The sequence below is a fragment of the bacterium genome, assembly GCA_024742285.1.
Classification (GTDB): Bacteria; Myxococcota_A; UBA9160; order UBA9160; family UBA4427; genus UBA4427.
Map to the genome: position 1 here is coordinate 514,226 of JANSYR010000002.1, position 24,340 is coordinate 538,565.

A 24,340-nucleotide genomic window follows, 5' to 3' on the forward strand; every position below is an offset into this window, starting at 1 on the left:
GCAGGAATCCGGGCTGCGGGAGGGCATGCGGGGTGGGCCGTGCGGGCTTATCCTGTCCAGATGGCCGATCTCCACTACGCAGAACCGCCCGCCCTCCTGCGCGACGTGATCGACGACCTGGATCGCGTCTACGCGCTCCTCGCCGACAACGCGCCCTACACGCCACTCGGCGGGTGGTACGCGCCGGGCGCCGACCCGGAGGCGGCGACCAGTGCGATGTGGTTCCAGCAGGACTGGGTCCACGCGGACTACCGCGCGCCGGGCTCGGATCTCTTCCTCCAGTGCGAGCGCTATTTCGAGGCGACCCGGTCGTACTACGACGCTGAGGTCGTGCTGCCGCACTCGGTGTACGTGAACCTGATGGCGGGGCTCGCCGAATGCGGTCCCGCCCACACCGACAATCCGAAGTTCCGAGGGCGCGAGCGGAAGAACACGCCGATGTGGCTACTGCGGGCGATGCTCTGGTCGGGACTCTTCGCTCGCTGGGAGATCGTCCAGTCGACGGCGATCTGGTGGCTGAACGACGTCGAGGAGGGCGGTCTTCGCTACTGGGCGGACGGCCCCTACGCGGAGCCCCATCGTCACGTGGGCGACATGGCGAATACCGCGATCCTCGGCGACAACCACCGCATGTTCCATCAGGTCGAGCGGGTCGGTCCCTTCGACGCGGGGACGCGTCGCGTCACCCCGCGCGCCGAACTCGCGCCGCTCCCGGACGAGCCTCGGACCTGGGCCGTGACCGATCGGGGCGAAGAGGTCTTCCGCGCGCCGCTGTCGGACTATCGGGTGAGCGTGCTCTGGAAAGCGGACGTCTACGAGAGCGAGGACCACCGCCGGGAGGTGGCCGACGACCGGCTCTCGATCGAGGACGTCGTGCGGGTCTTCGACGAGGATCTCGCGAAGCGCGGGGAATCGATTCGCTTCGACCTCGAACGCCTCGAGGATCCGGTCTTCGTCGCGGCGATCCAGGAGGTCTATCCGGAAGCGAGGCCCGTCGGCGCCGGGCGTACGATCTACGACGAAGTCGCCTGAGCCCGAGACTGCCCGAGCCGACCCGACCATGACCGACGAGACCGCCGCGATGGCCTGGCCCATCGATCCTTCGCACACCCGCCATCTCGACATCGCGCTGAGCGTCGCCGATCCCGGCGTCCTCGATTTCCGCGCCGACGTGCTCGACCTGCGCAAGGCCGGCCTGATGTCGCTCGGCGGGCGGATCGCGACCCCCGGAATCATCCACAACATGACGCTGTTCGGCCGTGCGGACGACGCGACCGGCGAGATCCTCGAGCTCTCGTGGAACCAGTCCCACGTGATGCACGAAGCCAACCACGCGAGCGACGGGGAATGCTGCCGGGATCCGATGAAGCGGCTGTCAGGACTCGTGGGATCGCGCCTGGGCGCGGGATTCCGGGGTGATCTCAAGCGCCATTTCGGCGGACCGCTCGGGTGCTCCCACGTCAACACGCTCTTCCAGGAGCTCTCGGCGACCGTCGCGCGACTGCACCAGCTCCGGGAGGACGAGCCGACCCTCGCCGAGCCGCGTCCTTCCGGCGCGCGGATCGCCCGCCGCGCCGTCTTCTTCGATGCCTTCCTGCCGGAGGAGGGCACGTGCTCGGAGCTGCGCGTGCGGCTGTCCGATGCGCAGTACGGGAGCCCCGACGAGATCGGCAACGAGTCCATGGCGCGGCACAGCGAGGTCCGCCTTGCCGCGCAGGTCGATCTGATGGGCTGGCAGCTCCTCGGGCTGCGTGGCTCCGAACGCGCGCGGGTCGGGCCGGAGATCGAGGCCGGCCCCTGGACCGATCGGAACGACGTCCTCGAGGAGTTCGTCGACACCTCGCTCGGGGGCGGCATGGCACGGCTCTGCGCCGAGCGCTTCGGAGACGACGCCGCGGAGGCCTGTCTCCTGTCCGCGCTGCTCGCGCTCGCACCCGGGATGACGCAGGTCGGTGCCGGACTCTCCGATTCGCTCGTGCCCTCGCCGGTGGCGCGCCCGCAGAAGACCGGCGCCCCGCTGACCGGGGCGGGGCCGTGCTACCTGCTCCGCGGTGACGGGCCGCTCATCCAGGTGATCACCGGCCCGGGCGGCGACTGATTCGGGAAGCGTCTAGAGCCCGAGGGCCTGGGCGAGGGCGGCCTGGTAGCCCTGCTCGAGCCGGCGGCTGATGCGGGCGGTCGGCAGGAACCCGTCGGCCCCGTGGAAGAGCCCGGGGTAGACCGAGAGCTCGCACGGCACGCCGGCGGCGATCAGGCGCCGCGCGTAGTCGATGTCCTCGTCCCGGAAGAGATCCTCGGCGCCGACGCAGACGTAGGCGGGCGGCAGCCCCTCGAGGTTCGTCGCCCGGGCGGCACACGCATAGGGCGAGGCATCCTTGCCCGGCGCGCCGTCGAGGTACATCTCCCAGGCGTTGAACGAGGTGCGACGGTTCCAGACGGGATGGTTCGTGTACTGACCGGAGGGCGTGTCGTGCAGGTTGTCGATCATGGGGTAGATCAACAGCTGCATCGCGAGCTTCGGTCCTCCCCGGTCCCGGTTCAGCAGGGCGAGCCCTGCGGCCATGCCGCCGCCCGCGCTCGCGCCGCCGATCGCCAGGCGGTCGAGGTCGATCCGTAGGTCGTCGGCCTGCTCGACGATCCAGTTGAGCGCGGTCCAGCAGTCTTCGGTTCCGGCCGGGAAGGGGGCTTCCGGGGCGAGTCGATAGTCGACGGACACGACCGTCAGGTCGAGCGCCTCCGCGATCCAGGTCGCGCGATTGTCGAGGGCGGAGCCGAGGATGTAGCCCCCGCCGTGGATCCACAGCAGGCAGGGCTGGATCTCGTCGGAGGGGCGGCGATGGACGTAGACCTTCACGTCGCCGTCCGGGGAGGGGGCCGTTCGCTCGGTGATCACGACGTCGGTGGGCGGGGGCGGCGGTGCGTTCGCGGCCATCGTCTCGCGGAGCGCGACGATCGATTCGCGGGTGATGTTCGCGAGACCCTCCGGCAGGGCCGGGAGGATCACGGCGATCTCCGGGTCGAGGCGGTCGTAGTCGAGTTCCATGAAGGTGGGGCTCCGTGGCGGGTTCCGGTCGGGAATCGACGATAGCGGGCCGTCGCCTCGGCGCCCGGCCGCTACGCTTCGGCGTCGATGCAGACCGAGCCCCCCGCCGCGACCGGAACGCCCGCCGACGAGAAGGGCGCCGTTCGATGGGCCGTGCTTGCCGGGGTCTGGCTCTGTTATGCGAGCTTCGGTCTCGTCGCCACGAGCCTCGCGCCCCTCGTGCCCGTGATCGTCGAAGACCTGGGGATCGGGCACGGCGCGATGGGGAGCATCCTCGGCGCGTGGCAGCTGGTCTACATCTTCGCCGCCGTCCCGTGTGGCCTGCTCCTCGACCGCATCGGCCCTCGCCACGCGATCGCGCTCGGCGGCCTCTTCATCGCGGCCTCCGCCTACGGACGAAGCCTCGCGACGAGCTACGGCGAGCTGCTCTTCGCGGTCGGGCTCTTCGGGATCGGCGGCCCGATCGTGAGCGCCGGCGCGCCCAAGGTCGTGACGAGTCTCTTTCGCGGCCCCCAGCGTGGCCTCGCCATGGGGATCTACATGACGGGCCCGGGGATCGGGAGCGTCGTGTCGCTCACGCTCACCCACGCGGTCCTCGTCCCGGCGTTCGGCGGCTGGCGGGCGGTGCTCGCGGTCTGGGCCCTCGGAGCGCTCGCCGCGTCGCTCCTCTGGTGGGCGGTGGCGGGACTCGCGGGCGAGGCGACGAGGGCCGATCCAGTGCCGCCGACGGGGCGTCCCGGACAGCTGGCGACGCTTCGCAGTCTGATCGGGATCCCGGCGGTGCCGCTCCTGCTGGCGATGGCGGTCGGGCTCTTCTCGTTCAACCACGGCCTGAACAACTGGCTGCCCGCGCTGCTGCGTTCGGGCGGGCTCGACCTGATCGAAGCGGGCTACTGGGCGTCGATCCCGACCGCGGTGGGGATCGCGGGCTCGCTCCTGATCCCACGGCTCGCCACCCCGGACCGCCGCTACCGGATCCTCTTCGCACTCTCGTTCGCCGCGTTCGGCGCGTCGCTGCTCTTGCAGACGACGACGGCGATCACCCTCGTGCCTGGGCTGCTGCTCCAGGGCGTCGTGCGTTCCTCGCTCATGACGGTCCTGATCCTGACCCTCGTCGAGCTCCCCTCGATCGGTGAGGAGCGGGCGGGCGCAGCGAGCGGACTCTTCTTCTCAGCGGCCGAGGTCGGCGGCGTGCTCGGTCCGCTGGGACTCGGGCTGCTCTACGACGCGACCGGCACGTTCGGCCCGGGGCTCTACACGCTCACGGGGATCTCCGCGGCGCTCTGCCTGGCAACCGTCCGGCTGTCGTCGATCGCGGGCCGATCGGGCTGACGCGGGTCCGCCCCTCAGCCCGTTCGCCGCGAACGGCGGGCGAGGCCTGCGAGTCCGAGGCCGAGGAGGAGAGCGGTGCCCGGTTCCGGCACGGGCAGGTTTACGAAGCCCTCGCTGCCGCCGCCGTCGAAGTCCTGGACGTGGATGCCGATCCGCAGCGCACCGCTCGCCAGATCGTCGATCACGTCGGAGAAAGGACGTCCGGGCTGCAGATCGAACACGATGCCGAGCATCTCACCCGGGTTCACGCCGTTCGGGGCGACCGGCGGGTCGGAGTCGGCGAGGAAGCCGGCGGTGACCTGGAAGCCGATCGAGTTTCCGCCGGGCAGGTTCGGCGGCGCGGCCCCCTGCGAGAAATCCACGTCCGGATGGCCGAATGAGCCGAGCGCGTCGTCGTCCATGTCGATCAGGCCCGCGATCCCGAGGAGCGTGCCGTCGTCGAAGTAGACGTCCGTGATCGAAGAGGAGAGGGGCCCCGCGTTGGTGAAGTCGAAGAGGACCTGACCGCCCCCGATGTCCATGACGTCGACCGAGAGCTGGGCCTCGCCGGTCGCACAATCCGTCGCGGAGTTGCCGCTGATGCAGCTGAAGCCGTAGGGGACGGCGTGCGCGGACGGCGCGATCAGGGTCGAGGTCAGAGGAGCGACCGCGAGCAGGGTCATCAGCGCGCGCAAGGAGCGGCGATCCGAGAACAGCATCATCTTCTATCTCCCGCAGATTGGATCGGCGATACACCACGGGAAAGAGCGCACGCCAGACGTGCACTCGACCTTCCCAGGTATTTTCACCCTACCACGGGTCCCGCGTGCGAATGCAAGCACTTTTCCTTTCGGATACGAAGATCCGACCGCGGGCACGGATTCGTCGCGCAGGAGCCGGGTGGGCTCCCGCGGGCGAGGACGCGGGGATGCCCTCAGCCGTCGGCCAGCTCGTCCGCGATCTCCCGCAGCTGGTTCTTGGCCACCTTGTCCAGCGTCGCCACGGGAAAGGCGTCCCGAAAGTAGACGGCCCGCGGGACCTTGAAGTCCGCGAGATTCGCCGCGCAGTGGTCGATGATCATGGACGCGTGGTCTTCCTCGGACTCGGGGGCATCCGGGCCGCGGATCACGAAGGCGACGACGACCTGGTCGAGCATTTCGTGCTTCTGACCGACGACCGCGAGATCCCCGATCCCCGGCAGCGCGCGGATGCAGTCCTCGACCTCGCGCGACGACACGTTCTCGCCGCCGACCTTGAGTGCGTCCTTGTCGCGCTCCTTGTAGAAGAAGTTGCCTTCGGCGCCGAGGGCGACCAGGTCGCCGGTCTTGAACCAGCCGTCCTCGGTGAAGGCCTTCGCGTTCGCGTCGTCGTTGTCGAAGTACTCGAGGAAGAGCTGGATTCCACGCCGGCCGCGAACCCAGAGCTCGCCGGTCTCGCCGTTCATGCACGGCTTGCCCGTCTCGGGGTCGACGATCATGAACTCGTAGCCCGGTGTGGGCTTGCCCATCGAGCCTTCGGGATAGGTCTGGTGCCAGTCGTTCCGCGTCGCGTGGGTGACGGTCTCGGTCATGCCCCAGGCCGACATCACGCGGAGCCCGAGCCAGCTTTCGAGGGCGGGCATGATCAGGCCGAAGACGCCGATCCGGAGCTTGTGCTCGGGGATCGGCTGGCCGGCGAGGGCCTTGAAGACGAAGGGAATCAGCGAGATGTGGGTGACGTCGTGCTTCGTCACGACTTCCCAGAAACGGCTCGAAGAAAACTTGGGCTGGAGGACGATCGTCCCGCCGGCGCCGAGGGTCGACCAGGTCGACCAGCTCTGGGCGTTCACGTGGAAGAAGGGCAGGTAGATCAGGTAGACCCCTTCGCCGTCCATGTCGATGTTGATCGAACCCTGGCGGCTCGCCCAGATCGCGTTGGCGTGGGTGTGGACGACGGCCTTCGGACGAGAGGTCGTGCCGGAGGTGTACATGATGCCGACCGGCGCCATCGGATCCGCTTCGCGCTGGGGACAGCCAGCGGCGTCGCCTTCGAGGCTCGAGAAGGACGGGTGGCCGTGATCCGCGGTCCCGGCGCTCGGCGCCTCACCCGAATCGTCGTCGGTCACGACGATCCACTGGAGGTCCTTGGCGTGCTCGGCCACGACCGCGGCGTACTGGGGCTGCGTGACGGCGCCGACGCAGCCGACGTGCGAGGCGTAGTACTCGATCTCCGGCCCGGCGCTCCGCGTATTGGTCGTGACGCCGACCGCGCCGATCTTTGCGCAGGCGTACCAGGCGAGGATCATCTCGGGGCAGTTGTCGCAGTGGATCAGGACCTTGTCGCCCTTGCGGACGCCCTTCGCCGCGAGTCCGGACCCGATCCGCGTGATCGCGGCTTCGAACTCGGCGTAGCTCCAGCGCCGTTCTTCGCCGCTCTTCGGCTCCCAGATCAGGAAGGGATGGTCGGGCTTCTGCGCGGCCCAATGGGAGACGAGCCAGGGGATGTCCTGGCCCGCCATCTGGAAGGCATCGACGAGGGCGGGATCGAGTGTGTCGGACATCGGGCGGGAAACTCCATTCGGCCGCGGATTCGCGGGCGCTCCGGGTATAGCCGAGTGGTCTCGGGCCATCACCCGGGGCGAAAGAAGGTGCTAGCGTACGCGTCCGCTGCCCGACGTGGTCGAGGGCCGTGAAATCGAATCAGGAGACTCCAGCGATGCCGATCCAGGAAGGCGAGAAGATTCCCGCCGTCACGCTCAAGAACACCGACATGTCCGACGTGACGACGGACGAGCTCTTCTCGGGCCGCAAGGTCGTGCTCTTCGCCGTTCCCGGCGCCTTCACGCCGACCTGCTCCGAGCAGCACCTCCCGGGCTACATCGCCCAGTCCGACGCGATCAAGGCGAAGGGCGTCGACGAGATCATCTGTCTGTCCGTCAACGATGCCTTCGTGATGGGCGCCTGGGGCAAGGACCGGGGCGCCGGCGACGCGGTCCGCATGATCGCGGACGGCAACGGCGACCTGACGAAGGCCCTCGGCCTCGAGATGGACGGCACGGGCATCGGCTTCGGTCTGCGCGCCCAGCGCTTCGCGGCGATCATCGACGACGGCACGGTCACCAAGCTGGCCGTCGAAGAGCCGATGAAGTTCGAAGTCAGCGCCGCCGAGGCGATTCTCGCCGCGCTCTAGGGCGCGCCGCGGACGACCGTTTTTCCGGCGCGCGCAGCGTGTCGGGACTCCCAACACCCAATCTCCCAATTAGAGACTCACAGAGGGGAATCATCCAATGGCCAACGAAGAGTTCGGACCGCTAGCAAAGCTGATCGGCACCTGGCGCGGTGATCAGGGCGTCAACGTCTCCTATGACTACGCCAAGGGCGAGATCATCGAAGAGACCTACACCGAAGAGATGACGTTCAAGATCGTCGGCGACGTCGACAACGGCCAGCAGAAGATCTGGGTGCTCGACTACATCACGGCCGCGAAGCGGACCGGGTCCGACGAGGTGTTCCACACCGAGCTCGGCTTCTGGGGCTGGGATCCGGCGCGCAAGGAAGTGATGCGCTGCTTCATGGTCCCGCGCATGTCGGCCATCCTCGCAGGGGGGACCTGCGAGCCCGATGCGAAGAGCTTCTCGATGAACGCGAAGATCGGCGCCGAGGACTGGGGCGTGCTGTCGAACCCCTATCTCTGCGCGAACGCGAAGTGCACCCGCTACGAGTCGTCCTACACGATCGACGGCGACACGTTCTCCTACGAGGAGAACACGGTGATGGAGATGAAGTCCCTGGGCGGCAAGACCATGGACCACACGGACAAGAACACGCTCACCCGCGTGTAGGGTCCGACCTCTCTCGAGACACCGAGACAGAGAACGCCGCTCCGGCCGAGACCGGAGCGGCGTTTCTGTTCTCGGAACAGGGGTTTACGGTGGACCCCTCTACGGAATCGTGAACTCGACCGGGAGCGTCTGTGGCCCCCGCAGCACCGTTCCCTGGATCCCCGGGTCGGCGCCGTCGGCGAGCGCCAGGTCGGGGAGGCGCTCGGACAGGACCCGCAGGCTCACTTCCATCTCGCGGCGCGCGAGATGGGAGCCGAGGCAGAAGTGGGCGCCGTGTCCGAAGGCCAGGGACTCGCGCTCGCTGCGATCCGGGTCGAACCGATCGGGCTCGCTGAAGACCGCCGCATCGCGGTTCGCCGAGGTGATCCCGAAGATGACCTCGGAGCCGCCCGGGATGTCGACGCCGGCCCAGCACACGTCCTTCGGTGCGAAGCGCGGGAGCATCGCGGTCGGCCCCTCCCAACGAAGCGCTTCCTGCACGACCGCGGGGATGCGGTCGGGATCGGCCTTCACGCTCTCCCAGACGTCGCGGTGGGTCAGGACGGCGTAGAAGAGACTGCCGAGGCCGCGGTAGGTCGTGTCCGCCCCGGCCGGGAAGAGCAGGCGCAGGAAGGAGAAGATCTCCTCGTCGGACAGCGAGTCTCCGTCGATCGCGACGGTCGCGAGGGACGAGAGCAGGTCTTCCCCGGGCTTCGCGCGCCGATCGTCGATGATCGGCTTCAGGTACTCGGTGAATTCTGCCGAGGCGCGCTGGGCGCCCTCCGGATCCCAGGGAAAGTCGATCAGGCCGTCACCCCAACGCTTCAATCGCGCGAAATCCGTCGGCGGAAAGTCGAGGAGTCGCGTGATGACCGTGAACGCGTACCGGGTCGTGTAGCGCTCGACGAGGTCGGTTCGGCCCTTCGGCCTGGTCTGGCCCTCGAGGATCGCGTCGACGAGCTGATGGGCGACGGGGGTCAGGAAGGCCTCGACGAACTCGGTCATCAGGCGCGGGCGGAAGGCGGCGGATACGAGCCCGCGGTTGCGGCGGTGCTCGTCGCCGCCCATGCACTGGATCGTGCGTCCCATGACCGGCTCGGTATGGCGCTCGTAGGCCGCCCAGGACGGAAACGCCTCGTCGTCCGCCATCGCGCTTCGAAGATCCCCGAAGCGCGTGATCAGGTAGGCGGTCGCGCCGTGGTACCGGACGGGGGCCACGGCATGGCGCTCGCGCAGATCGGCCAGAACCTCATGGAGGTTCGGGACGGCATCCATCGCGAAATCGATCTCGGGGTATTCGACCGGGGTCTCGGGCACGGCGGGTCTCCCGGCGACGCGGCGTCGCCCAAAGCTCGGTGTCGAGTCTACCCAGCCGAAACCGGCCGCGCCCTCGCGCTTCGCGGCCTCGCTTGCGAAGGTTGGCGCGGATGGCGGGGGCGGCGGACACGTCGCGTCGCGTGGACGGAGGGCCAGGAAGATGCCGAAGGAATGCGAGGGGCGCGTGGCGCTCGTGACCGGCGCGAGCCAGGGTGGGACCGGGACGGCGCTCGCGATCCGGCTCGCCGCGGAAGGCGCGCGGGTCGCGATCACCGCGCGGAGTCGAGCCGGGCTCGACGCGACCCGGGAACGGATCGAGGCCGTCGGCGCGCGGCCGCTCGTGCTGCCTTGCGATCTCGCCGACCCCGACGGCGGTCGCGACCGCCTGGTGTCCCACGTCGAGGAAGCGCTCGGTCCGATCGACGTCCTGGTGAACAACGCTGCGGCCGGCGGCTACCAGGCCTTCGAGACCTTCGCGCGCGACCAGCGAAGGGCCGCAGCCGAGGTGAACGTGTGGGCGCCGTGGGAGCTCATGGCGGCGGTGCTGCCGGGCATGCGGGCTCGCGGCGAGGGCTGGATCCTGAACATGACGACGTCGGTCGCGGAGCTGCCGCCGGGGCCGCCCTTCGCGAACTCGGGCCCCGCCAGAGCGGGCACGCTCTACGGCGGGACCAAGGCGATGCTCAATCGGGTGACGGTCGGCGTCGCGGGGGAGGTCGAGGGACAGGGCATCGCGGTCAACGCGCTCACGCCCCAGGCCGCGATCCTGACGCCGCCGCTCGAGGTTGCCCGCGAGAAGGGGCTGATCCATCCCGACCTCTTCGAGCCCCTCGAGACGATGGTGGAGGCGTCGATGGCGTTGTGCACGTCGAGCCCGGACGCGCTCCATGCACGCATCGGCTACAGCCTCGATCTGCTCGTCGAGCTCGACCGGCCGGTCTACGGCCTGGATGGCGAGACGTTGCTCGATGGATGGCAGCCCGCGGACCTGCCGGAGAAGCTCCGGCGCCAACGGGCCGCCGTCGAGGCGGACGCAGGGGGCGGCTACGGCCTCGACTGACCGACGGCGTGCGCTCAGGTGTGGCTCGGTCGGTGTCCGGGCGTCGACCGGATCCATTCGACCAGGATCGCGGCGACTTCGGCACCACAGTCCTCCTGCCAGAAATGCCCCGCGCGCTCGAGGGTCTGGTGGGGCTGACCTGCGGCGCCGGGAATCCGCTCGCGGAAGATCTCGGCCCAGCCGCGGGTCGGCGGATCCGAGTCGCCGAAGAGCGTCAAGAAGGGTCGGTCGAAGTCCGCGAGGGCGGCCCAGGTCTGCCGGTTGATCGCAGCGCCTTCGTCGCTCTGCGTGACGGGAATCAGGATCGGGTACTGACGCATTCCCGCCTTGTGCCACTCACTCGGGAAGGGCGCATCGTAGGCCTTCGCCACGTCGTCGCTCACCCCACGCGCGGTCGCGAAGGGGATCGAAGGGCTCGCTTCGAAGTCGGGGGACCGGGTCGAGGCCATGCGCCAGTCGAGGAGCGCGCTGCTCACCGTCGCGTCGAGCTCGCCACTCGCGTGGGCCGCCCACTCGAGGCGCCCCTCGAGCGCGGGCTCGGCGGTGTGGAGCATCGTGTTCGCCGCGCAGATGCGAGAGAATCGGTTCATCTCGCGCGCCACGACACCCATGCCGATCGGCCCGCCCCAGTCCTGACAGACGAGGGTCACGTCGCGCAGGTCGAGGGCGACGACGAGCTGACGCACCCATTCGATGTGGTTCGCGAAGCTGTAGTGGGACGGACGGGTCGGCTTGTCGCTGCGGCCGAAGCCGATCTGGTCGACGGCGACGGCCCGCAATCCGGCCTCGGCAAAGACCGGGATCAGCTTCCGGTAGAGAAACGACCAGGCGGGCTCGCCGTGCACCATGAGGACGACGGGTGCGTCGCGGGGCCCTTCGTCCACGTAGTGCATGCGCAGGGCCGGTTCCGCATGGGGATTCGTGACGTCGACGTAGTTCGGGGCGAAGGGGAAGTCGGGGAGATCTTCGAAGCGCGCGTCCTCGGTCCGCACGGCGATCGGGATCTCGGGTCCTCGGGTCGGGCACGTGGTCATGGTGTGATGCTAACGGGTCGAGGACGACCGCGCGGCGTCGCGTCGCTGCGCTAAACCTCGGTCGAACGATCGAGGAGAGAGGCCGTGGCCGAAGAAGAGAACACCGATCCGGAAGTCGTCCGGACTTCGCGGGACGACCAGGTCCTCCGCCAGCGTCTGCAGGACTGGCTCGCCACGCAGCTGCCGGACGGCGCCGCCCCGCAGGTCTCGGAGATCTCGTCGCCGTCGTCCTCGGGGATGTCGAGCGAGACGCTGCTCTTCGATGCGAGCTGGAAGGGCGAGGGCGGCGCGACGGAATCGGGCGAGTTCGTCGGTCGGATGGCGCCGTCGGAGCAGGACCTGCCGACGTTTCCGAGCTACGACATGTCGATGCAGGCCGGGGTGCTCCGGCTCGCCGGAGACTACGGCGTCCCGGTCCCCGCCGTGCGCTGGCTCGAGACCGACCCCGGACCGCTCGGCGCGCCCTTCTTCGTGATGGAGCGGCTCCGCGGCCGCGTCCCGGGTGACGTGCCGCCCTATCTCGCGGCGGGTTGGGTCTTCGAGGCGAGCGACGCCGAGCGCCGGCAGCTCCAGGATGCGACGGTCGAGGCGATCGCGAAGATCCACTCCATCGACCTCGAGCAGAGCGACGCGTCCTTCCTCGAGTTCGACGAGCCGGGCGACACGCCGCTTCGCCGACACGTCGACAACCAGCGCAGCTACTACGCCTGGCTGACCGAGGGCGGTCGCCGGTCCCCGCTAATCGAGCGGACCTTCGAGTGGCTCGACGCGAACTGGCCGAACGAGACCAGCACCGTCGTGACCTGGGGCGATTCGCGGATCGGCAACGTGATGTACGCCGAGGACGGCTTCGCGCCGGTGGCGATCCTCGACTGGGAGATGGCGGGCCTGGGGACCCGGGAGCTCGACCTCGGCTGGCTCTGCTTCATGCACACCTACTTCTTCCAGGTGCTGCTCGAGCAGGCCGGCGCGCCGGGGCTTCCGAAGTTCCTCCTGGCCGACGACGTCGCCGAGACGTACGGCCGGATCACGGGCCACACGGTCGAAGACCTGCGCTGGTACCTGGTCTACGGAGGACTGCGCCACGCGATCATCATGTCGCGCATCATGGAGCGGACGGTCCACTTCGGGCAGGGGGAGCCGACCGAGGACCCCGACGACCGCATCCCCCATCGCTACACGCTCGCGAACATGCTGGAAGGCCGTTTCTGAGCCTTCGCCGAGGAGAATCGATGCGCCGCGCACCCGCTCTCGTCCCCCTCGTCGTCGTGGTCCTCGTGATCGCGACGACTTCTGTCGCGCGAGAGAGCTATTCGCCCTACGCGGAAGACGACCACCCCAACCGGGTCTTCTGGGGAGATACTCACGTCCACAGCAGCTGGTCGCCGGACGCAGGCGGCTCCGGCAACGAGAGCCTGACGCCCCTCGACGCCTTTCGCTTCGCGAAGGGCGAGGCCGTGGTGGCGCACAACGGCCAGACCGTGCGCCTGCGGCGCCCCCTGGACTTCCTGCTCGTCTCGGACCACAGCGAATACCTCGGTCTCTATCCGATGCTCGAAGAGGGCTATCCCGCTCTGTTGGCGACGGAGACGGGCAAGCGCTGGAAGCGCCTGCTCGCCGAGGGGCGACGCGGTCTCGTGGGCGGGGAGTTCGCGGTGTCGCTGACGACCGGCGGAGACATCGTCGGCGATCGCTCGTTCGTTCCCTTCGTCTGGAAGCGGGTCGTCGAGAACGCGGACCGGATGAACGAGCCAGGGAAGTTCACGGCCTTCATCGGGTACGAGTGGACCTCGATGCCCGCGACGGCGAACCTCCATCGCAACGTGATCTTCCGCGACGGGGCCGACCGAACCCGCGATCTGACGCCCTTCAGCTCGGTCGAGAGTCAGGACCCGGAGGCCCTCTGGGCCTACCTGGCGGACTACGAGGCCCGAACAGGGGGGCGGGCGATGGCGATCCCGCACAACGGGAACATGAGCGCCGGGCGGATGTTCGAGAAGACCCGTCTCGACCGGACGCCCCAGACGAAGGCCTACGCCGAGGCGCGCATGCGCTTCGAGCGCGTCGTCGAGGCGACCCAGATCAAGGGCGACGGCGAGGCCGATTCGTTCAACTCGCCGGACGACGAGTTTGCGGACTTCGAGAACTGGGATGCGTACGCCGGGATGGGCGTGATCGGCCCGCACGAGGACTGGATGTACGCCGGCGAATACGTTCGTCCGGCCCTGGGGCGTGGCCTCGCGCTCGAGGCCGAGCTCGGTGCGAACCCGTTCGCCTTCGGTCTGATCGGGTCGACGGACGCGCACACGAGCCTCGCCACCGCCGACGATGCCGACTTCTGGGGCAAGTTCTCGAGCAACGAGCCCTACGCCGGACGGGGAGAGGATCCCTTCTCCAGCCTCGAGATGCCCGAGTCCGCGAGCTTCGATTTCGACGTGTCGCCGGAACGACTGCCGGAGCAGCTCTTCACGCGTTCCCTCGTCGCGTCCGGGTACGCGGCGGTCTGGGCGCGCGAGAATACGCGGGCCGAGATCTTCGACGCGATGGCGAGGCGGGAGACCTACGCGACGACGGGCCCGCGAATGGTCGTGCGCTTCTTCGGTGGCTTCGGCTACGACGAGGCCGACGCGGCGGCGCCGGACGTCGCGCGGGTCGGGTATGCCGGAGGCGTTCCGATGGGCGGGGAGCTCGCGGGGGCACCCGATGATGGGCAGGCGCCGCGATTCCTCGTGTCGGTTCTGCGCGACCCGGAAGGGGCGCATCTCGATCGGGCGCAGATCGTGAAGCAGTGGCTCGATCCGGCGACCGGCGAGGTGCGCGAACGGATCTTCGACGTGGCGGTCTCGGACGGACGCGCGATCGGGGCCGACGGCCGATGTCGCGAGCCCGTCGGGAATACCGTCGACGTGGAGAAGGCGCGCTACCGGAACTCGATCGGCGATGCGGCGCTGGCCGCGGGCTGGGTCGACCCGACCTTCGATCCGTCGGTCCCGGCGGTGTACTACCTGCGCGTGCTGGAGATTCCGACTCCGCGCTGGACGACCTACGACGCCGCGAAGTTCGGGACGCCGCTCCCGGACGGGCTGCCCGCGACGCTCCAGCAGCGCGCGTATACGTCGCCGATCTGGTACCGGCCGGGATAGGGGCGCCGCGAAGGGACGAGGCCGGCTAGGCGGGGGCGCCCACGCCTTCCGCGGCCGCGTCCAGCTCCTGCCGCAGGCTCCGAGACGCGACGAGCGAATGGAGCGCGCCCCACGCCTTGCCCAGCCCGATCAGGAGCAGCGAGTAGCGGATCGCCTCGAGTCCGTAGCGAGCCTCGAAGACGTCGTTCAGCACACCGACGAGCTGCGGGCCGAGCCCGAGTCCGATCAGGTTCAACACGAAGAGCAGGACCGCCGAGGCCATCGCCCGCATCCGCAGCGAGACCAGGCTCTGGACGCAGGCGTACGTGGGCGCACTCCAGGTCGCCGACAGGAAGGAGATCGGCACGTACGCGAGGAGCGCGGCCGGTCCGGAGTCCGCGAGGATGAACGCGAAGAGGAAGGGCGTGGTCAGCGTGCCGGCGCAGGCGGGGAGCCAGACGAGCCAACGCCGATCCCGCTGGGCGCCGTAGTCGGCGAGCCAGCCTCCGGTCCATGCGCCCGCGAGACCGCAGCCCGCCGCGATCAGTCCGAGCCAGGCGCCGCTCTCGCTTCGCGGCATGTCGTGCACGCGAGTGAGGAAGGTCGGGATCCACATCATGAATCCGTAGGAAGCCACGTTGTAGAGCGCGGTCGCCGTCGCGATCTGGCGGTAGCTCCGGATCGAGAAGAGCACGCGGAGGGCCTGGCCGACCGGAGGCTGCTCTCCCTCGGCGCGACGTCCTTCCGAGGCGCCACGGACGGGTTCCCGCATGCCGAGCAGGACGAGCGCGACGAGGGCCAGCCCGGGGAGCCCGACGGCAAAGAAGGCACCGCGCCAGCCGATGGCCGCCTCGAGCCAGCCGCCGAGCGCGTAGCCCAGGCCGATGCCGACGCTCGCACCCATCGTGTAGAGCGCGATCGATCGCGCACGGCACTCCGGCGGAAAGTAGTCCGCGATCAGCGAGTGGGCGGGCGGGCTTCCCGCCGCCTCTCCGACGCCCACGAGGACGCGGGCGAGGGCCAGGTGGACGAACGATCGTGCGAGGCCGCAGGCCGCGGTCGCTGCGCTCCAGAGCGTGAGGCCGATCGCGATCACCCGGACGCGATTGCTCCGATCCGCGAGACGGGCGATCGGAATGCCCGCCGTCGCGTAGAAGAGCGCGAAGGACGTTCCCGTCAGGAATCCCAGGGCGGTGTCGGAGATGCCGAGCTCCTCCTTGATCGGGACGAGGAGCATCGACAGGATCTGGCGGTCCAGGAGGTTGACCGCGTAGACCACCGAAAGGATGGCGAGGGCGGTCCGCGCCTGACGCGGGGTGACGTGCTGGCTCATATCTCGTCGGGCACTCCGAAGTACTCCTGATACGTCCTGAAGCGAGCCCGCTCGGCAGCGATCTGCTCGGCCTGGGCGCGGTCGTACTCGAACTTCCCGTGCTTGCCCTTCGGCTTGTTCGCGAGATAGTGCTGGATCGCGGCCGCGGTGCCTTCTCCGAACTCGAGCCCGAGGTCCGCATAGCAGCGGCCGATCGTGTCGGCGGGGTCGTTCATGAAGTCGGAGTAGAGCACGTTCGACACGTAGCCCGGCTTCAGGGTCCCGTCCTCCATCCACTTCATGAGGTTCGCCTGGGTTTCGGCCCGCCCGTCCGCCATCACCAGCTCGTCCAGCATGCCGCCGCCCCAGGGATCGTCGGTGCGCCACCAGAAGATCGTACCCATCACGTTCGTGAACGAGTCGGAGACCGTGATCGGGTCCCGGTGGGTCAGGATGATCTTCGCGTCGGGATAGAACTCGAGCACGCGCGGGATGTAGTCGATCCAGATCGGGTTCTTGAGGAGCCAGTGGGGCTTGCCGTACTTCCACTGGAGGAGCTTGAGGAAGCGCTGGTGCCAACGGATCGTGTAGCCCACGTCCTGCTTCTGGAGGTATTCGGCGTAGCTCGGAATCTGGAACGAGAAGACGAAGACGTTCGAGAGGAACGAGGCGTAGAGGTATTCCGCGCACTCGACCGGCAGCCCGCCGCCGAACTTGTGCATCGCCTTCCACTCGGGCGTCACCCGATCGAAGATCGTGATCAGCTTGTCGGCGCGCTCGATCCGCGGGTCGGAGTCGTAGGTCGCGGCCTCCGGCGGCGGGCAAGGGAACATCGCCTCCCAGCGCTTCACGATCCGGAACTGGGGATCCGTCGACATCACCTCGTGGAGGATCGTCGTGCCGGTCCGTCCGTGGCCGAGGATCATGACGGGCTCGTGGATCACCTGCTCGTCGATCTCGGGGAAGCGCGTGTAGTAGTCCTGGATCCTGAGTCGGGTCTCGAGATAGAGCACGAAGTCCTGACGGGTCAGGATCCGGCCCATGAGGTTGAGCTTGGCTTCCTCCTCGATCGCCCGGATCAGGACGCGGAAATGATCGATCCACCCGTCGTCGCCGAAGTCGTCGAGCCCCGTATTGCGTCGTGCTTCGGCGAGCAGCGAGTTCTCGTCGAGGGGGACGATGCTCCGGCTGTTCAGGATCTCGCCTTCCTCGTTGAGGCGGGCCACCCACTCGGGCCGGGGGGCGGGCTGCCAGCGCTCGCGGCGGTCGAACTCACTCATCCTGGATCTCCTCGAATCGAAAGGCGTGCTGGGCTTCACGGACGCGTCGCTGCTCGCGGCGAGCCTCCGGGTCGATCGTCCCCGTCCGGGGGGGCAGATGATCGCGCAGTTCGGCGAGCTCGATCAGGCGGGTCTCGATCGCCGGCGCGCGGACCGGCGGCTTCTCGGGATCGAGGCCGGCCCACCGCACGAAGACGAAGCCGCGCTCGAAGCCGTCGGGATCGAGCCAGTTCGCGATGCCCGGGTCCTCGTGGGAGAGTACGCAGGTGAAACGGCCGTCCGGTTCCCGCTCGGCCTGGCGATCGTTGAGGCTCGCGCCCCGCGCGAGGTTGTCGTTGGTGGTCCCGTAGAGATTGGTGATCGGGACGCCGACGTAGGCCGCCTCCCCGGGATCGACGTCGAAGAGGAGCGCCTGGCCGGGCTTCACGTCGTAGTGGCCGATCGAGTAGGCCATCGTCACGAGCTTGCCGTGCTCTCCGCTCAGGATCGGCGTCGGGAACGCGTTCGCCGGGCGAGACAGGGGGGCCTCCGTCAGGCGGACGGCTTCGCTGAACCACTTCGCGACCCGGGCGCGGGCGCGTTCCACCGTCGCGTCGTCGTCCGTCGTGCGTTCACCGCCGCGATCGATCCGGTTCTCGATCCGGAGCGCGCAGGGCCGTTGCTCCTGCCAGTCGGCGAGGGTCTCCCGCAGGAGCAGCATCTCCGCGTCTGCGGGGAGGGGGACGAAATGATCGCAGTCGGGGCCGGGCTCGGGACCGAAGTGGACCCGGAAACGACTGCCCGGGGCGATGCCCAGGTCTTCGCGGGTCAGGTTGCCGAGGGTCTGCCAGCCCGCGGTCAACCCCGAGAGCTCGAAGATGGTGGCCGGGGACGTAGGGGCTTCTCCCTCCAGTACGAAGTCGGAGCGATCATCGAGGGGGATCAAGCGATAGAACGTGTCGGGGTTGTCGTGGAGCCCGCGATTGCCCGGCACGTGACGGCCTCCGAGCGTGCGCGGCGGCCGCATGATCACCCGCGGCAGGTCCTCGCCGAGCCGTCCGTCGACGACGCCGATCAACGCGTTCAGCGTGATCTCTTCGGCGATCGCGTCGAGCTTCGAGCGGCTCCGCCGGTCGGCCTGGGGGAAGGCGCTTTCCAGCAGGGCGCGACCGACCCGTCGCTCCTCCTGGATGGGCGCGCTCTCGGCGAGCGTGAGGCTGTGTTCTTCGAGGCGGCGCTGGAGTGCACCGGAGTGGCTACGGAACGGGGGCATCGGCGTCTCCTCCTGGCGGGGTGGCCCGGCGATATCGCTCGAGGGCGCTCGCGTAGCCGGCACGCAGCCTGGGCCCCGCGCCGCTTCGCTCGAGGATCGCGAGGGCCCGGGCCTGTACGGCGGCGGCGCGAGCGGGCTCTCCCGCTGCGAACCAGGCCGCCGCCAGCGTATCCAGCTGATTGGGGTCCGGTTCGCCGGAACCGAGCTCGACCAATCGCGTCGCGAGGGTGACCGCGCGCGCACCGTCGCCGCCAGCCTCGGTCGGGGTGGTCGCGAGGGCCCAGGCGAGCTCGTTCAGGTAGGTCGCCGAATCGGCGCAGCCTTCCAGGGCCGCTTCCAGCTCGGCGAGACGCGCGCGGGGTCGGCCGAAGCGCTCGAGGGTACGCGCGCGATCGAGGCGGGTCTCGCTGCAGGGATCGCCCTCGACGGCGAGGGCGCGGTCGAAGAGCGCGAGCGCCTTCGCTTCGTCGCCCTGTCCCGCATAGGCCTCACCGAGCATCGCGAGCACCGTCGCACTCTCCGGATGGGCCCCGACGATCGGCGACAGCGCCTCGATCGCGCGCGGGTAGCGGCCGGCGGAGAGGGCGCCCTTGGCGCGTGAAAGCGTCTCGGCGGCCTGTGCGAGGCCTCGGGGGTCGGGGCCGCGCGGCGCGAGGAGCGCGACCTCGTCCTCGAGTCGCGGCCTGGCCCGCGGAATCACGTAGCCGAGCGCCTCGAGACGCGCGACGTCCACGGCGCTGAGCGCCGCCGGTCGCTCGCCCTGCGTCGGTGCGGAGCGCTCGACGAGTTCACGCAGCCGGTCGGCCAGGCGCGCCGCGACCTCGGGATTCGCCGCGAGGAGGTCTTCCCGTTCCGACGGGTCGGCCGCGACGTCGTAGAGCTCGGGCGCCGCCGAATGGATGTACTTCCATCTCCCCTCGCGAATCAGCCGGAGCGGCGTCGTGCCGAAGATGCGATGGAGATCGAGGCTCTCGCCGTAGATCGGCGCGCCGGCCCGGGCGCCGTCGCCCCGGATCGCGGGTGCGAGGCTCTCGCCGTGCAGTCCGGCGGGAACCTCGCGTCCCATCAGGTCGAGGATCGTCGGGAGGATGTCGACCGTGCGGGCCGGCTCGTCGATGCGAAGTCCGGAGGGCAGGGCGTCGGGTCCCCAGAGCAGGAGCGGCACGCGCATCGTCGAGTCGTAGACGAAGTAGCTGTGGGTCGGCTCCTCGTGCTCTCCCAGGCCTTCGCCATGATCGCTGGTCACGACGACGAGCGTGTGGTCGCGGAGACCATTCGCTTCGAGAGCGGCGAAGACCCGGCCGAGGGAGCGGTCGAGGGCGTGAACCTGGGCGAGGTAGGGCGTGTCGGGGAACGCCGCGCGATCCGCCGGGCGATCGACGTAGGGGAGATGCGCGTCGAAGTAGTGGAGCCACAGCAGGAAGGGCTCGTCGTGTAGGGCGTCGAGGGTCTCGAGCGCCCGCGCGGTCACGTTCTCGGCGCTGCGCCGAAGACCGCCACCCGGCGCGCGGGCGACCGGGGTCTCCCCTTGCGTCGCGGCCGCGCTGTGCGCCTCCGACTCGAAGCCCTGCGCGATCCGCGTGGAGGCGTGGAGGACCGGCGCGGCGATCTCGGCGCGGGTGCGATGTCCAGCGCCCGCGAGGATCTCGGCGAGCGTGGTGTGCTCGGCGGCGAGCGGGAAGCCGTGGTTCGCCCGCGCACCGTGGGCGAAGGGGTAGAGACCGGTCATGATGCTCGCGTGCGAGGCGACGGTATGCGGCGCGGCGCTGGTCACGTCCGTGAAGACGACGCCTTCACGGGCGATCCGGTCGAGCACGGGCGTCGTCGACCGAACCTGCCCGTAGGCACCGAGGGCATCGGCTCTCACGGTGTCGAGCGTGACGAGCACGACGTTCCAGTCGGCGGGCGTACGCGCGTCGCGGTCGTCGCTGCACGACGCGAGTCCTAGGACCATCGCCAGACTGACCAGGGTCGACGCGAGGCGAAGGCTCAAGAGTCTCCGTTCTCCCGGCCGCGGTCGAGCTCTTCGACACCTCCGACGCCTCCGACGCCTCCGACACCTGCGACGCCTCCGACCGACGCGTCGCCCTCCGCCCGCGCGAGCGCGCGCACCCAGTCGAGCAGGGCACCGTTCTCGACGCTCGCGTGGAGCGGGTGGTCGTCGTCGACCTCGATCACGCGGACGCGCTCCGGATCCCCGGTCGCGGCCAGCCGACGACTCTGTTCGACCGGGATCAGCGTGTCGCCCGTTCCGTGCGCCAGCCAGACCGTCGCGTCCTGCGGGAGCGAAGCGGCCGGGTCGTAGTGGACTGCCGCCTGTGCGAGCAGGAGTGTCGGTCCGCGCCAGGCGCCGGTCGCGAGCAGCGCAACCGCGACGGCGCCTCCGAACGAGCTCCCGACCAGGACGTCCGGTCGGAAGGCCTCGATCGCAGCCCGCTGGACCGCGACGCAGGCCTCGAAGTCGGACGTGTCCATCGCCGGTGTCTGCGCCTCGAAGTGCTCTGCGAAGAGCCGCGCCTTCGCTCCCTGTGGACTCCCTTCGAGTCCGTGGACGAAGAGCACCTTCGGATCCGCCATGTCCCCTCCTCGAGATCGTCGTGCGACGGTAGCGCTCGACTGGACCCGCAGTTGGCGCCATTCTCAGGGGGCCGCGCCGGCTAGAGCCGGCTCGAGGAGGGATCCGGTCATGACCGTGTTCCGACGTCGATCGTCCATCCGCGCCGCGCTCGGGATCCTGCGCGTCGGAGCGGTCGTTCTCGTCGCGGCGGCGGCCCCGGTCTCGGCGCAGAGGACGGGATTCGCTTCGATCGATCGTCTCCCCCGCTTCGACTGGGAAGTCGAGCAGTACGAGCTGTCGGACGTCGCCGAGCGGGACATCAAGAAGGCCTACCGCCGCGGGATCGAAGACCTCAAGAAGGGCAATTGCCGCGATGCCTCGAGCAAGTTCGAGTTCATCCTGGGATTCATCGACGACGACCCGATCATCTACTACGTGGCGGCGACGGCGGCTCGCTGCATGCGCGCCTTCCGGGCGGCCGCGGGCTACTACGAGAGCACGATCGAGTTCGAGCCCACGAACTACGATGCACACCGATTTCTCGGCATCTCGCGGCTCGCGCTCGGCCAGATCGACGAGGCCAGCGACGTGCTGGCGACGCTGGATCTCGAGCGGGTCGAGTGCGGAGAGGGCTGCGATCCGGAACTCGAGGCTGCGTACGCCGGCCTCCGCGGGGCCCTCGAGTTCGCGCGGACCCACGCCGCCGAGGAGTGAGGCTGGGGCTCAGTCCCGGGTCACTCGCGCGAGCAGGTCTCCGAAGATCGCGTTGCGTCGCGCGCCATAGGCCTCCTGCATCGTCGCCCGCTCGCCGGGGATCGGCTCCCAGCTGTGGTCGGCGCGCACCCGGGCCCGGGGGACCGTCCGGGTCGGCACCCATTCGGGCTCGATCAGCCAGGCGGTCGCGATGATGTCCCAGATCACCCAGCTCTTGCCCGGCGTCCCGGGCTCCGGCTCGATCGGGTTGCTCGTGTAGGTGTCGAAGAGATACTGCGCGAGGCGGCTGCGTCCCTCGAGCCACTCGCGGGCCGCGGGCAGGGCGAGCTGCAGGACCTCCGCGACCTGGTAGCCGGGGATGTAGAGGAGCGGCACCTCGCTCTCGAAGAGCACGTTGCTCGCGTGGCGGTCCTGGACGAGGTTGAACGAATCGTCCGGCAGGCCCGCGCCGGTCGGGTAGCCGGCGAGGAAGATCACGTGGAGGTTCGGCGTGATCGACGGCTCGATGAGCAGCGCCGACGCCACGTTCGTCGGAACGCCGATCGTCGCGACGTGGATGGGCACCTCGGGACTCGCGGTCTTGGCGAGCGCGATCAGGTGGTCGACCGCCTCGCTCTCGACGGGTTCGTCCGGCCCCGGCATGAACGACGTCGCGCCGTGCTTGACGCGCCCTCCCGGGTCGACGCCGGCCGCCTCGAAGACGCGTAAGATCTCGTCGTGGCTGCGCTGCTCGGAGTCGGCGACCGGGACCCGCTCCAGCAGTCGCGCGCCGCCGTCCGGACCCATCCCGACGGCCATCTCCTCGAAGGGGGTCGCGGGGCCTCCGCGGCGTGCGGCGGCGTCCGCGAGGGCGCCGAAGAAGGTGCCGTGGGAGAAGGGCGCCGCGTGGACGGCTTCGAGTCGGATCCGCTCCGGTGCACGGAGCGCCCAGGCGAGGGCGAACTGGTCGTCGATCTCGTTGGCGGTGTCGGTGTCGAAGACGACGCGAAGCGGAGGCGGCGCGGACATGGGCGAAGCGTACCGACCCGACCGGCGCTTCCGCATCCGGATGGGTACGCTCCGTCGCCCCGTTCCCGTTCCCGTTCCTTGGAGTCCGCCTCATGGCGCACGCGCCCGCCGACCTCGAAGCCGCCGTCGACCGATTCTTCCGCGCGGCGGAAGCCCGGGACTTCGAGACGTTCCGCGCCGGGTTCGCGGACGCGCCGGAGATCTTCCAGAATGGCGACGCGCTCGGACTCGACGATCTCGTCGCGTTCGCGGAGAAGGGCACGAAGTCGGTCCGGTACGTCGACGTCCGTCGCGTCGTCGCCGACGGAGCGGTGATCGAACAGCACCGGGCCGAGATCGTGTTCCCGGACGGCACGCCCTACACGAGCCGCGATATCTGCGTCGTCTTCCGCTTCGACGCGGACGGGCGCTTCTCGCGCGTCGAGGAATACGCTCCCCTGCAAGGTGTGCCTCGCTAGATCAGACGACTGGAGAGAACGAAGATGTTGAAAGTCACGGCCACGATGGGTGCGAACGTCTCCCTGCGAGAGGTGGTCCCCCACGCACAGCGGGTCGAAGGGCTCGGGTACGACACCCTCTCGGTGGCGGAGGCCGTCCACGACGGCATGCTCTCCGCGATGGCCGCCCTCGGCGCCACGACGCGCCTCCGCGTCAGCCAGGGGGTCCTCGTCGCGTTCGCGCGGAGTCCGATGCTCGCGGCGCAGGGCGCGTGGGACCTGCAGCAGTACTCCGACGGTCGCTTCCAGCTCGGCCTCGGCACCCAGGTGAAGGGGAACATCATCGGCCGCTTCGGCATGCCCTGGTCCGCGCCGGCGCAGCGGCTGACCGACTACGTCGGCGCGGTCCGCGCGGCCTTCGACACGTTCCAGAGCAGCGCGCCCCTCCAGTTCGAGAGCGAGAACTACACGCTCAACCGGCTCCAGCCCTTCTTCAATCCCGGGCCCCTCGAGTGCGGACCGCCCTCGATCCTGATGGGCGCGGTTGGCCCGCTCATGACGAAGGCGGTCGGCCGGGTCGGCGACGCCATCCAGACCCATCCGACCAACAGCGAGCCGCGCTTCCTGCGCGAGGTCACGCGACCCCGCCTCGAGGAGGGCGCCAAGGCCGCCGGCCGCGACGTGCGGATCGAGCTGACGGCGGGACCCATGATCGCGACCGGCGCGAATTCGGAGGAGGTCGAGGCGCAGAAGCAGGCGGCGCGCGAAAGCCTCGTCTTCACCCTGTCGACGCCGGCGTACTGGCCGACCCTCGAGTACCACGGCATGAAGCACGTGGGCGAGCAGCTCCGGCAGTTCACCCGTGAAGGCAAGTGGGGCGAGATGAACGATCTCGTGACGGACGAGCTGCTCGACATCTTCGTACCCCAGGGCACGTATGACGAGATCGCGGACGTCCTGCTCGACCAGTACGATGACGTCGCCGAGCGGATCCTCTTTCCGGTCCCCGTCGATCCGAAGAACGACGATGCGGCACGGAAGGCGATCGCGAAGCTGCAGGGCGGCTGAGGTCTACGTCTCCGCCTTCATTCCGC

22 protein-coding genes are annotated in these 24,340 nt (G+C 69.4%); 11 read left to right on the top strand and 11 right to left on the bottom strand.

Features of this window, described 5'->3' with window-relative positions:
- Positions 1-60: 60 nt before the first annotated feature.
- Both NXI30_06090 and NXI30_06095 read left to right on the top strand, forming a co-directional pair.
- A complete protein-coding gene (locus tag NXI30_06090; GenBank protein ID MCR9093764.1) occupies positions 61-1,032 on the top strand; it encodes a hypothetical protein in 972 nt (323 codons plus the stop codon).
- A gap of 28 nt (positions 1,033-1,060) precedes the next feature.
- Positions 1,061-2,098: a DUF2889 domain-containing protein gene (locus NXI30_06095; protein MCR9093765.1), complete on the top strand. Its 1,038-nt coding sequence runs from the start codon at positions 1,061-1,063 to the stop codon at positions 2,096-2,098.
- 12 nt (positions 2,099-2,110) lie between these two features.
- Here the strand turns inward: NXI30_06095 and NXI30_06100 are convergent, their stop codons facing one another.
- Positions 2,111-3,043, bottom strand: a complete 933-nt coding sequence (locus NXI30_06100; GenBank protein MCR9093766.1) for an alpha/beta hydrolase — start codon at positions 3,041-3,043, stop codon at positions 2,111-2,113.
- Between the two features lie 87 nt (positions 3,044-3,130).
- Between NXI30_06100 and NXI30_06105 the strand changes: the two genes are divergently transcribed.
- On the top strand, positions 3,131-4,375 hold the full coding sequence (locus NXI30_06105) for an MFS transporter (GenBank protein MCR9093767.1): 1,245 nt from the start codon (positions 3,131-3,133) through the stop codon (positions 4,373-4,375).
- Between the two features lie 14 nt (positions 4,376-4,389).
- On the opposite strand, the gene NXI30_06110 is transcribed toward NXI30_06105, so the two are convergent.
- Together NXI30_06110 and NXI30_06115 are read right to left on the bottom strand one after the other, a co-directional pair.
- Complete coding sequence (locus NXI30_06110; protein ID MCR9093768.1) at positions 4,390-5,076, bottom strand: PEP-CTERM sorting domain-containing protein; 687 nt, start codon at positions 5,074-5,076, stop codon at positions 4,390-4,392.
- A 212-nt stretch (positions 5,077-5,288) separates the two neighbouring features.
- Positions 5,289-6,893: an AMP-binding protein gene (locus tag NXI30_06115; protein ID MCR9093769.1), complete on the bottom strand. Its 1,605-nt coding sequence runs from the start codon at positions 6,891-6,893 to the stop codon at positions 5,289-5,291.
- Positions 6,894-7,048: 155 nt separating this feature from the next.
- On the opposite strand from NXI30_06115, the gene NXI30_06120 reads away from it, so the two are divergent.
- A complete protein-coding gene (locus NXI30_06120) occupies positions 7,049-7,522 on the top strand; it encodes a peroxiredoxin (protein ID MCR9093770.1) in 474 nt (157 codons plus the stop codon).
- A gap of 97 nt (positions 7,523-7,619) precedes the next feature.
- Entirely contained in the window at positions 7,620-8,174 is a 555-nt protein-coding gene (locus NXI30_06125) for a heme-binding beta-barrel domain-containing protein (protein MCR9093771.1), read from the top strand.
- 99 nt (positions 8,175-8,273) lie between these two features.
- On the opposite strand, the gene NXI30_06130 is transcribed toward NXI30_06125, so the two are convergent.
- The gene (locus NXI30_06130; protein MCR9093772.1) at positions 8,274-9,470 is read right to left on the bottom strand and encodes a cytochrome P450; all 1,197 of its coding nucleotides are present in this window, start codon (positions 9,468-9,470) and stop codon (positions 8,274-8,276) included.
- 160 nt (positions 9,471-9,630) lie between these two features.
- On the opposite strand from NXI30_06130, the gene NXI30_06135 reads away from it, so the two are divergent.
- The gene (locus NXI30_06135) at positions 9,631-10,530 is read left to right on the top strand and encodes an SDR family NAD(P)-dependent oxidoreductase (protein ID MCR9093773.1); all 900 of its coding nucleotides are present in this window, start codon (positions 9,631-9,633) and stop codon (positions 10,528-10,530) included.
- A gap of 14 nt (positions 10,531-10,544) precedes the next feature.
- On the opposite strand, the gene NXI30_06140 is transcribed toward NXI30_06135, so the two are convergent.
- Positions 10,545-11,564, bottom strand: a complete 1,020-nt coding sequence (locus NXI30_06140) for a haloalkane dehalogenase (protein ID MCR9093774.1) — start codon at positions 11,562-11,564, stop codon at positions 10,545-10,547.
- An 84-nt stretch (positions 11,565-11,648) separates the two neighbouring features.
- Between NXI30_06140 and NXI30_06145 the strand changes: the two genes are divergently transcribed.
- Positions 11,649-12,776, top strand: a complete 1,128-nt coding sequence (locus tag NXI30_06145; GenBank protein MCR9093775.1) for a phosphotransferase family protein — start codon at positions 11,649-11,651, stop codon at positions 12,774-12,776.
- A 20-nt stretch (positions 12,777-12,796) separates the two neighbouring features.
- Positions 12,797-14,707, top strand: a complete 1,911-nt coding sequence (locus tag NXI30_06150) for a DUF3604 domain-containing protein (protein MCR9093776.1) — start codon at positions 12,797-12,799, stop codon at positions 14,705-14,707.
- 25 nt (positions 14,708-14,732) lie between these two features.
- Here the strand turns inward: NXI30_06150 and NXI30_06155 are convergent, their stop codons facing one another.
- Genes NXI30_06155 through NXI30_06175 form a run of 5 tightly spaced genes read right to left on the bottom strand, consistent with a single transcriptional unit; the run spans position 14,733 to position 21,107 of the window.
- Positions 14,733-16,019: an MFS transporter gene (locus NXI30_06155; protein MCR9093777.1), complete on the bottom strand. Its 1,287-nt coding sequence runs from the start codon at positions 16,017-16,019 to the stop codon at positions 14,733-14,735.
- Complete coding sequence (locus tag NXI30_06160) at positions 16,016-17,278, bottom strand: sulfotransferase (protein ID MCR9093778.1); 1,263 nt, start codon at positions 17,276-17,278, stop codon at positions 16,016-16,018. The genes NXI30_06155 and NXI30_06160 overlap by 4 nt, the downstream gene beginning before the upstream one ends.
- Positions 17,271-18,530, bottom strand: coding sequence for a hypothetical protein (locus tag NXI30_06165; protein ID MCR9093779.1), 1,260 nt, complete (start codon positions 18,528-18,530; stop codon positions 17,271-17,273). Before NXI30_06165 ends, NXI30_06160 begins: the two co-directional genes overlap by 8 nt.
- Positions 18,514-20,523, bottom strand: coding sequence for a sulfatase-like hydrolase/transferase (locus NXI30_06170; protein ID MCR9093780.1), 2,010 nt, complete (start codon positions 20,521-20,523; stop codon positions 18,514-18,516). Before NXI30_06170 ends, NXI30_06165 begins: the two co-directional genes overlap by 17 nt.
- Positions 20,520-21,107 (bottom strand): hypothetical protein, encoded by a 588-nt coding sequence (locus tag NXI30_06175; protein ID MCR9093781.1) that lies wholly within the window; start codon positions 21,105-21,107, stop codon positions 20,520-20,522. Before NXI30_06175 ends, NXI30_06170 begins: the two co-directional genes overlap by 4 nt.
- A 109-nt stretch (positions 21,108-21,216) precedes the next feature.
- Here NXI30_06175 and NXI30_06180 point away from each other — a divergent pair, with 109 nt between their 5' ends.
- On the top strand, positions 21,217-21,801 hold the full coding sequence (locus tag NXI30_06180) for a tetratricopeptide repeat protein (protein ID MCR9093782.1): 585 nt from the start codon (positions 21,217-21,219) through the stop codon (positions 21,799-21,801).
- A gap of 9 nt (positions 21,802-21,810) precedes the next feature.
- On the opposite strand, the gene NXI30_06185 is transcribed toward NXI30_06180, so the two are convergent.
- A complete protein-coding gene (locus NXI30_06185) occupies positions 21,811-22,809 on the bottom strand; it encodes a nucleoside hydrolase (protein MCR9093783.1) in 999 nt (332 codons plus the stop codon).
- 92 nt (positions 22,810-22,901) lie between these two features.
- On the opposite strand from NXI30_06185, the gene NXI30_06190 reads away from it, so the two are divergent.
- Positions 22,902-23,267, top strand: coding sequence for a nuclear transport factor 2 family protein (locus NXI30_06190; protein MCR9093784.1), 366 nt, complete (start codon positions 22,902-22,904; stop codon positions 23,265-23,267).
- Positions 23,268-23,291: 24 nt separating this feature from the next.
- A complete protein-coding gene (locus NXI30_06195) occupies positions 23,292-24,314 on the top strand; it encodes a TIGR03617 family F420-dependent LLM class oxidoreductase (protein ID MCR9093785.1) in 1,023 nt (340 codons plus the stop codon).
- Positions 24,315-24,340 lie beyond the last annotated feature (26 nt).